The organism is Actinomyces provencensis (assembly GCF_900155435.1).
In the GTDB taxonomy this organism is placed as follows: domain Bacteria; phylum Actinomycetota; class Actinomycetes; order Actinomycetales; family Actinomycetaceae; genus Pauljensenia; species Pauljensenia provencensis.
Genome location: NZ_LT700212.1, coordinates 1,463,057 through 1,469,938, shown reverse-complemented (window position 1 = coordinate 1,469,938; position 6,882 = coordinate 1,463,057). Strand labels below are relative to the sequence as shown.

The window sequence follows — 6,882 nt, the reverse complement described above, 5'->3', positions numbered from 1 at the left end:
CTGATCTCATCGATCCCGATGCGGGTGAGCCCGGCGAACAGGTCGGTCTCGGCGGCGGTGTCGTCCCACACGCGGGCAACGATCGCTCCGACCGTGCGCCACGCGATGCGCATCAACTCCCTCACGGCAGACTTCGAGGACACTGTCGCCAACCACGCGACCTGATCGTCGAAGAACCTCGTGTGTCCGGCACCGTGACGCGCCCACGGCACCTGCGCGACGATCACCCCATGCTCAGTACACTTCACACGCGGCGCCTCCGCTTCCAGCCACACCGGGACAGGGCCCAGGTCCAGCGCCCTCCACCGCCGCAGCCCCTCACCGAGGTCGTAACGGGCAGCACGTCTGCCGCACCTCCCGCACCGAGGCCTCAGCTTCCCCGACGCACGCACCGACGCGACCACGATGCCCTCGTCCGCGTCATACTCGACCTGCTCGACGACCGTGGTCTTCTCGACTCCCAGCAGCCCTCGCCATAGGGTGGTTTCCTGCACGCCGTTCTCCCTGTTTCGTTACTGACTCTCGACAAGCCAGGAACATAGACGAGAGAACGGCGTGCACCCGTCCAGACCCGCCCAACCACCCACAGATCAGTCACAAGAGCCCAGTTTCTCCGGCTGTCGCACGTCCGTGGATGACGGAGCGGACAACAATGCAGGTCAGAGCCGTGCGGTGAGGCGTGCAGGGTCCGCATTCGGTCCTCGTGTCGAGAAACTGGGTGCATTCCTGCACACGGATGCCACGTACGGCCCCTTTCTCCGATGACCAGCCCCGGGAAATCGTCGAGGACCGTCACGAGCGTGTCCTCACTGCTCCCGTAGTCCGTCCCCGGGTTCGTCGTGGGAAGCCCCTGCACCAGGAGCGCACCCCGGCTCGTGAAGTGAGCGGACTTCGACCCTCGAACAGAGCGGACTTCGCCGAGGGGGAGGGGAGGGGGAGCACCCCCACCGAGCCTGCGCCGTCAGCGAAAAGGGTGCGGGTGCCGTGTCCGCACCGCACACGACCGGCTAGGTTGGATGTCAGCAACGGCCCGCACTCGCGGGCCACTGACGGAGGGACGACACGTGAGCGACATGCGCACGACGGCCGCGGGGCAGGGGCCCGACTCCCCGATGGCACTCGGGGATGCGGTCTACCAGAGGCTCCTCAAGGAGCGGATCATCTGGCTGGGCGGGGAGGTGCGCGACGAGAACGCGAACGCGATCTGCGCGCAGCTGCTGCTGCTGGCCGCGGAGGATCCCGACACCGACATCTCTCTCTACATCAACAGCCCCGGCGGCTCGGTGACCGCAGGCATGGCCATCTTCGACACCATGCAGTACATCAAGCCCGACGTTTCCACCGTGGGCATGGGCCTGGCAGCTTCCATGGGGCAGTTCCTGCTCACCGCGGGAGCCATCGGCAAGCGTTACATCACCCCCCACGCGCGCGTGCTCCTGCACCAGCCCCTGGGCGGAGCAGGAGGTTCCGCCACTGACATCCGCATCAACGCCGACCTCATCCTCAAGATGAAGAAGGAGCTGGCGGAGATCACCGCCGAGCGGACCGGCAAGACGGTCGAGCAGATCGAGGCCGACGCGGACCGCGACCACTGGTTCTCCGCCCAGGAGGCCCTGGAGTACGGGTTCGTCGACCGAGTCGTGAGCTCTCCCCAGGAGATCGGGCGTCGCGCCACCGACGGTCAGAACGGAGCCAACTGACATGAGCACCACCCCCTACTTCGAGGCGATCGCCCGGCAGATGCCCGAGGCCCGCTACGTCCTGCCCACCTTCGAGGAGCGCACCGCCTACGGCTTCAAGCGCCAGGACCCCTACGCGAAGCTCTTCGAGGACCGCATCGTCTTCATGGGCGTCCAGGTCGACGACGCCTCCGCGGATGACGTCATGGCGCAGCTGCTGGTCCTGGAGTCCCAGGACCCCGACTCGCTGATCACCATGTACATCAACAGCCCCGGTGGTTCCTTCACCGCTCTCACGGCGATCTACGACACGATGCTCTACATCAAGCCGCAGATCCAGACGGTGTGCCTGGGCCAGGCCGCCTCCGCCGCCGCCGTGCTGCTGGCCGCGGGCTCCCCGGGCAAGCGCCTCGCGCTCCCCAATGCTCGCGTCCTCATCCACCAGCCCGCCATGGAGGGCATCCAGGGCCAGGCCTCGGACATCCAGATCGTGGCCGACGAGATCGACCGCATGCGCGTCTGGCTGGAGGAGACCCTCGCCAAGCACTCCGGCACGCCGGTGGAACAGGTGCGTCGCGACATCGAGCGCGACAAGATCCTTACCGCCCAGCAGGCGTTGGAGTACGGTCTCATCGACCAGGTCCTCGCCTCGCGCAAGGGCGAGGAGCCCGTCGCCTGACAGCGGGTCCAGCGACGAGGGAGGCGCGTGAGCGTCCGCGGGGTCGGACCCGTCCTGCGGCTGCGGTTGCGGGACAGGGTGGCGGACCGCGAACGCTGGTGCCGCCCTCGTCCGCACCCCGGGGTCCGGGTGAGCGGACTTCGAGGTCAGAACAGAGCGGACTTCGAGGTCCCAAGTGAGCGGACTTCGGCGATGGGGGCGATGGGGGCGGGTTCCCGGGGGGAGGTCCGTGTGTTGCCTCGCGGCGCACCACGGGCTGGAATAGGCTGAACGACGAGGGATTCGCGCACTCCAGGGCTCGTCCGGACCACCACCGGATGGGGCCGGACGGCCGGACCGGGTCCCGACCGACAGGTTCTGGGCGGGACACAGGAGGGGAGGGATCGGCATGAGCCGACTGACCGACGGTGCTGAGCTGCTCAAGTGTTCCTTCTGCGGCAAGAGCCAGAAACAGGTCCGCAAGCTCATCGGTGGCTCGGGCGTCTACATCTGCAACGAGTGCATCGAGCTGTGCAACGAGATCCTCGACGAGGAGTTCGGTCCCCAGACCGAGAGCTCCGACGAACCCCTGCCCAAGCCACGTGAGGTCTACGACTTCCTCGACTCCTGGGTGATCGGCCAGGACCGCGCCAAGCGCGCGCTCTCCGTCGCCGTCTACAACCACTACAAGCGCGTGCGTTCCCGCGAGGCCGGCCACGACGAGGACATGGAGGGCACGAAGTCCAACATCCTCCTCCTCGGCCCCACGGGCACCGGCAAGACGCACCTCGCCCGCTCCCTCGCCCGCCTCCTGCAGGTCCCCTTCGCCATCGTCGACGCCACCGCGCTCACCGAGGCCGGGTACGTGGGCGAGGACGTGGAGAACATCCTCCTCAAACTCATCCAGGAGGCCGACGGCGACATCAAGCGCGCCGAGCGCGGCATCATCTACATCGACGAGATCGACAAGATCGGCCGCAAGGGCGAGAACGCCTCCATCACCCGCGACGTCTCCGGCGAGGGCGTCCAGCAGGCACTGCTGAAGATCATCGAGGGGACCACCGCCTCGGTGCCGCCCCAGGGCGGGCGCAAGCACCCCCACCAGCAGTTCCTGGAGATCGACACCTCCGGCATCCTCTTCATCGCGGCCGGCGCGTTCGCCGGCATCGAGGAGATCGTCAAGGCCCGCCTGGGGCAGCGCTCCACCGGCTTCGGTTCCAATCTGAAGTCCGCAGCCGAGTACGGGGACCTGTACGAGTCCGTCACCCCGGAGGACCTCCACAAGTTCGGCATGATCCCCGAGTTCATCGGACGCCTCCCGATCCTCACGTCCACCAAGCTGCTGACCGAGCAGGACCTGGTGCGCGTGCTCACCGAACCGAAGAACTGCCTGGTGCGCCAGTACCAGCACCTCTTCGAACTCGACGGCATCGAGTTGGACTTCACCGACGATGCGCTCCTGGCCGTGGCCGCCCAGGCGAACTCCCGGGGGACCGGTGCTCGCGGGCTCTCCTCGATCATGGAGAAGACGCTGTCGGACCTCATGTTCGAGATGCCCAGCCGCACCGACGTGGCCCGAGTCCTCATCACCGCTGACGCCGTGGCCGGAACGGGCGAGGCCGAGCTCTACGCCGAGCACGAGGGCGACGCCCGGACGGCCTAGTCGGTTCCTCCGGCTCGCCGCTCCCGACGGCGGGCGCCGTCCCGGCTCTGCCACGTGCAGCAGAGGTCGATCTCAGGCCCTCTCCCGAGCTGCCAGCGGCGCGGATCGCTCGTGAGATCGTCCGTGGATGACGCGGGGAGCACTGGGAGTCGATCTCACGACCCTTTTCGGTCTGTCTGCGGCGCGGATCGCTCCTGAGGCCGACCGTGGATCCTGCGATCCGTTCCCGGTCGAGGCCGGCGCCCTCGTCCACGCCCACGCACCTGCCGGCACGGGTCCGGCGGGGTGGTCCACAATGGGTCCGTCGGGACGAGCGTTCCCGGACAGGGAGGGCACCATGTCGGAGCAGACCGGGACTCCATCCAGCCGTGACGACCGGGCGCCAGCACCGGGCCACGATGCATCCGCCCAGTCGGAGGCGTCCGCCCGGCCGGCGTCGCGCGGCGGTGCGGCCATCCCCGAGGAGCTGGCCGATGCCCGTGCCACCATCGACAACATCGATGCCGCTCTCATCCACATCCTCGCCGAGCGTTTCCGCTGCACCCAGAAGGTCGGACACATCAAGGCCGAGCACGACCTCCCGCCCGAGGACCCGGCCCGCGAGGCCCGCCAGGTTGCCCGGATGCGGCGCCTCGCGGAGGAGTCGGGTCTGGACCCTGACTTCGCCGAGAAGTTCCTGTCCTTCATGGTGCGTGAGGTCATCCGGCACCACGAGGACATCAAGCGCGACTACGAGCGCAGGTAGGCGCCGGGCGACCGCAGCGGATCACCTCCGCACCGGCCGACCCGGAACCCGACCGCCCGGCTCACTTCCCCTCCGGGACGGGGCCCCGCGATCCACCCACCCGACCCGAAACCGCCGACCGCCCGACTCACTCGACGTCGGGGACGGGGCCTCCGTAGATGTCGTCGATGACGCCGGCGTAGCGGCGCAGCACGGCGTCACGGCGGACCTTCAGGGACGGGGTGAGCAGGCCGTTGGCCTCGGTGAAGTCCGTCGGCAGCACCTTGATCTTGCGGATGGACTCCGCCCGGGAGACGTGCTTGTTGGCCCGGTCGACGGCACGCTCCAGAGCGGCGTGGACCTCGATGTTGTCCGCCGCCTCGGCCACCGACATGGGGGGCAGCTTGTGCTTCTTCAGCCAGGTGGGCAGCATCTCGGCATCGAGGGTGATGAGGGCGGCGATGAAGGGCCTCTTGTCACCGACGACGACGATCTGGCTGATCAGCGGGTGGCTGGTGAGGTCGTCCTCGACCACCGCGGGTGAGACGTTCTTCCCACCGGCGGTGACGATCAGCTCCTTGAGCCGACCGGTGATGTGGATGTAGCCGTCCTCGTCCACGGACCCGAGGTCACCGGTGCGGAACCAGCCGTCCTCCGTGAAGGCCGCCGTCGTCGCCTCCGGGTCGTTGTTGTAGCGCTGGAAGACCGAGGGCCCCTTGATCAACAGCTCGCCCTCCTCGGAGACCGTGACGGAGACCTTGGGCAGGAGGGAGCCGACGGTGCCGATCTTGTTGAGGCTCGGCGTGCTCACGGAGATCGGTCCGACCGTCTCCGTGAGTCCGTAGCCCTCCAGCACGGTGAGGCCCATGCCCGTGTAGAAGCGGGCCAGGTGCTCCGACAGTGGCGCGCCCCCGCAGATGAAGAAGTCGAGGTTGCCCCCCACCAGCGCCCGGATCTTCCCGTAGACCAGCCGGTCGGCCGCGGCGTGGAGCAGGCGCTGCCGGTTGGAGGGGCCCTCCGGCGTGTCCTGTGCGAGGGACTGGTCGATCGCCACCTTGACGGCCCAGCGGAAGATCTTCTGCGCGGACCCGCTGGCCTGGGCGTCGGCGGAGTTGTAGATCTTCTCCAGCACGCGCGGCACCACGAAGACGTAGGTCGGGCGGAAGGCGCGCAGGTCGGTCAGCAGGTTCTTCATGTCGCCGACGTGGCCGAGGACGCCCTCTCCGGAGACCTGGTAGACCTCGATGAAGCGCGCGAAGACATGGGCCAGGGGCAGGAACAGCAGGAACCGGGAGTCGGGGGAGGCGTTGACCTCCGGCATCCAGCGCTCGGAGTTGACGATGCTGTCGGCGAAGTTCCCGTGGCTGATGACGGTGCCCTTGGGCCGTCCCGTGGTTCCCGACGTGTAGACGACCGTCGCGACGGAGGAGGCGTCCAACCGGCTCGTGCGGGCTGCGACATCGGCGTGCGTGACACCGGAGCCGGCGTCGGTGATGGTGTGGAGGGCCTCCTGGTCCAGGGAGAGCACCCGCAGGTCCGCCCGGTCAGCGGAGGCCGCCGCCGCCTTGATGAGTTCCGCCATGGTCACCGTCTCGGCGATGGCGAGACGGGCGTCCGAGTCACCGAGGATGTGTCGGACCTGCTCCAGGGAGGAGGTCTCGTACACGGGCACCGGCACGAGACCCGCGAACCAGCAGGCGTAGTCGAGGAGGGTCCACTCGTAGCGCGTGTGCGACATGATCGCGACGGCGTCGCCGAACTCCAGCCCCAGGCCGATCAGGCCAGCCGCCACGTCGAGGACCTGCTCGTGGAAGGCACGCGCGGTGATCGGGGTCCACGTGTCGCCCATCGGCGACTTGACCTCGATGAGGGGACGCCCCGCAGAACGCTGCACGCGGCGTTGGAGCAGGTAGGGGATGGTGGTCGACGCCCGGGCCTCGACCAGGTCGGGCCCGCGCCACACGGGCGAACCGTCACGCTCACCGACGACGCGGTCGCGGAGGAAGGCCTTGTCCGGGACGGGCACGGGTGCCCCTGCCGTGGCCTCCTGCACGTCGAGGGGTGCCGGGGGCTCGGGTGTGCCGTGCTCCTGGGGGTCCGCGGGGACCGCCTCTGCGCCTGTGTGCACCTGCTCGTGGTCATCCTCCGACGCCGCCAT

6 protein-coding genes are annotated in these 6,882 nt (G+C 68.5%); 4 read left to right on the top strand and 2 right to left on the bottom strand.

Annotation, left to right across the window (positions count from 1 at the left end):
* The coding region (locus BQ9890_RS06465; RefSeq protein WP_195907638.1) for a helix-turn-helix domain-containing protein at positions 1 to 494 on the bottom strand (494 nt) is incomplete at its 3' end.
* Positions 495 to 1,073: 579 nt separating this feature from the next.
* Here BQ9890_RS06465 and BQ9890_RS06460 point away from each other — a divergent pair.
* The 4 genes from BQ9890_RS06460 to BQ9890_RS06445 all read left to right on the top strand — a co-directional run bounded on the left by BQ9890_RS06460 (position 1,074) and on the right by BQ9890_RS06445 (position 4,745).
* A complete protein-coding gene (locus BQ9890_RS06460) occupies positions 1,074 to 1,700 on the top strand; it encodes an ATP-dependent Clp protease proteolytic subunit (RefSeq protein WP_075892844.1) in 627 nt (208 codons plus the stop codon).
* A gap of 1 nt (position 1,701) precedes the next feature.
* Positions 1,702 to 2,358, top strand: coding sequence for an ATP-dependent Clp protease proteolytic subunit (locus tag BQ9890_RS06455; RefSeq protein WP_075890239.1), 657 nt, complete (start codon positions 1,702 to 1,704; stop codon positions 2,356 to 2,358).
* Between the two features lie 388 nt (positions 2,359 to 2,746).
* Positions 2,747 to 4,000, top strand: coding sequence for an ATP-dependent Clp protease ATP-binding subunit ClpX (clpX, locus tag BQ9890_RS06450; protein ID WP_075890237.1), 1,254 nt, complete (start codon positions 2,747 to 2,749; stop codon positions 3,998 to 4,000).
* A gap of 337 nt (positions 4,001 to 4,337) precedes the next feature.
* The gene (locus BQ9890_RS06445; protein ID WP_078062552.1) at positions 4,338 to 4,745 is read left to right on the top strand and encodes a chorismate mutase; all 408 of its coding nucleotides are present in this window, start codon (positions 4,338 to 4,340) and stop codon (positions 4,743 to 4,745) included.
* Positions 4,746 to 4,872: 127 nt separating this feature from the next.
* Here the strand turns inward: BQ9890_RS06445 and BQ9890_RS06440 are convergent, their stop codons facing one another.
* Positions 4,873 to 6,882 (bottom strand): AMP-dependent synthetase/ligase, encoded by a 2,010-nt coding sequence (locus tag BQ9890_RS06440; RefSeq protein WP_075890235.1) that lies wholly within the window; start codon positions 6,880 to 6,882, stop codon positions 4,873 to 4,875.

Coding starts and splice junctions, on each gene's coding strand:
- BQ9890_RS06460 (WP_075892844.1), top strand. CDS start 1,074: ATGCGCACGACGGCCGCGGGGCAGGGGCCCGACTCCCCGATGGCACTC.
- BQ9890_RS06455 (WP_075890239.1), top strand. CDS start 1,702: ATGAGCACCACCCCCTACTTCGAGGCGATCGCCCGGCAGATGCCCGAG.
- clpX (WP_075890237.1), top strand. CDS start 2,747: ATGAGCCGACTGACCGACGGTGCTGAGCTGCTCAAGTGTTCCTTCTGC.
- BQ9890_RS06445 (WP_078062552.1), top strand. CDS start 4,338: ATGTCGGAGCAGACCGGGACTCCATCCAGCCGTGACGACCGGGCGCCA.
- BQ9890_RS06440 (WP_075890235.1), bottom strand. CDS start 6,882: ATGGCGGCGTCGGAGGATGACCACGAGCAGGTGCACACAGGCGCAGAG.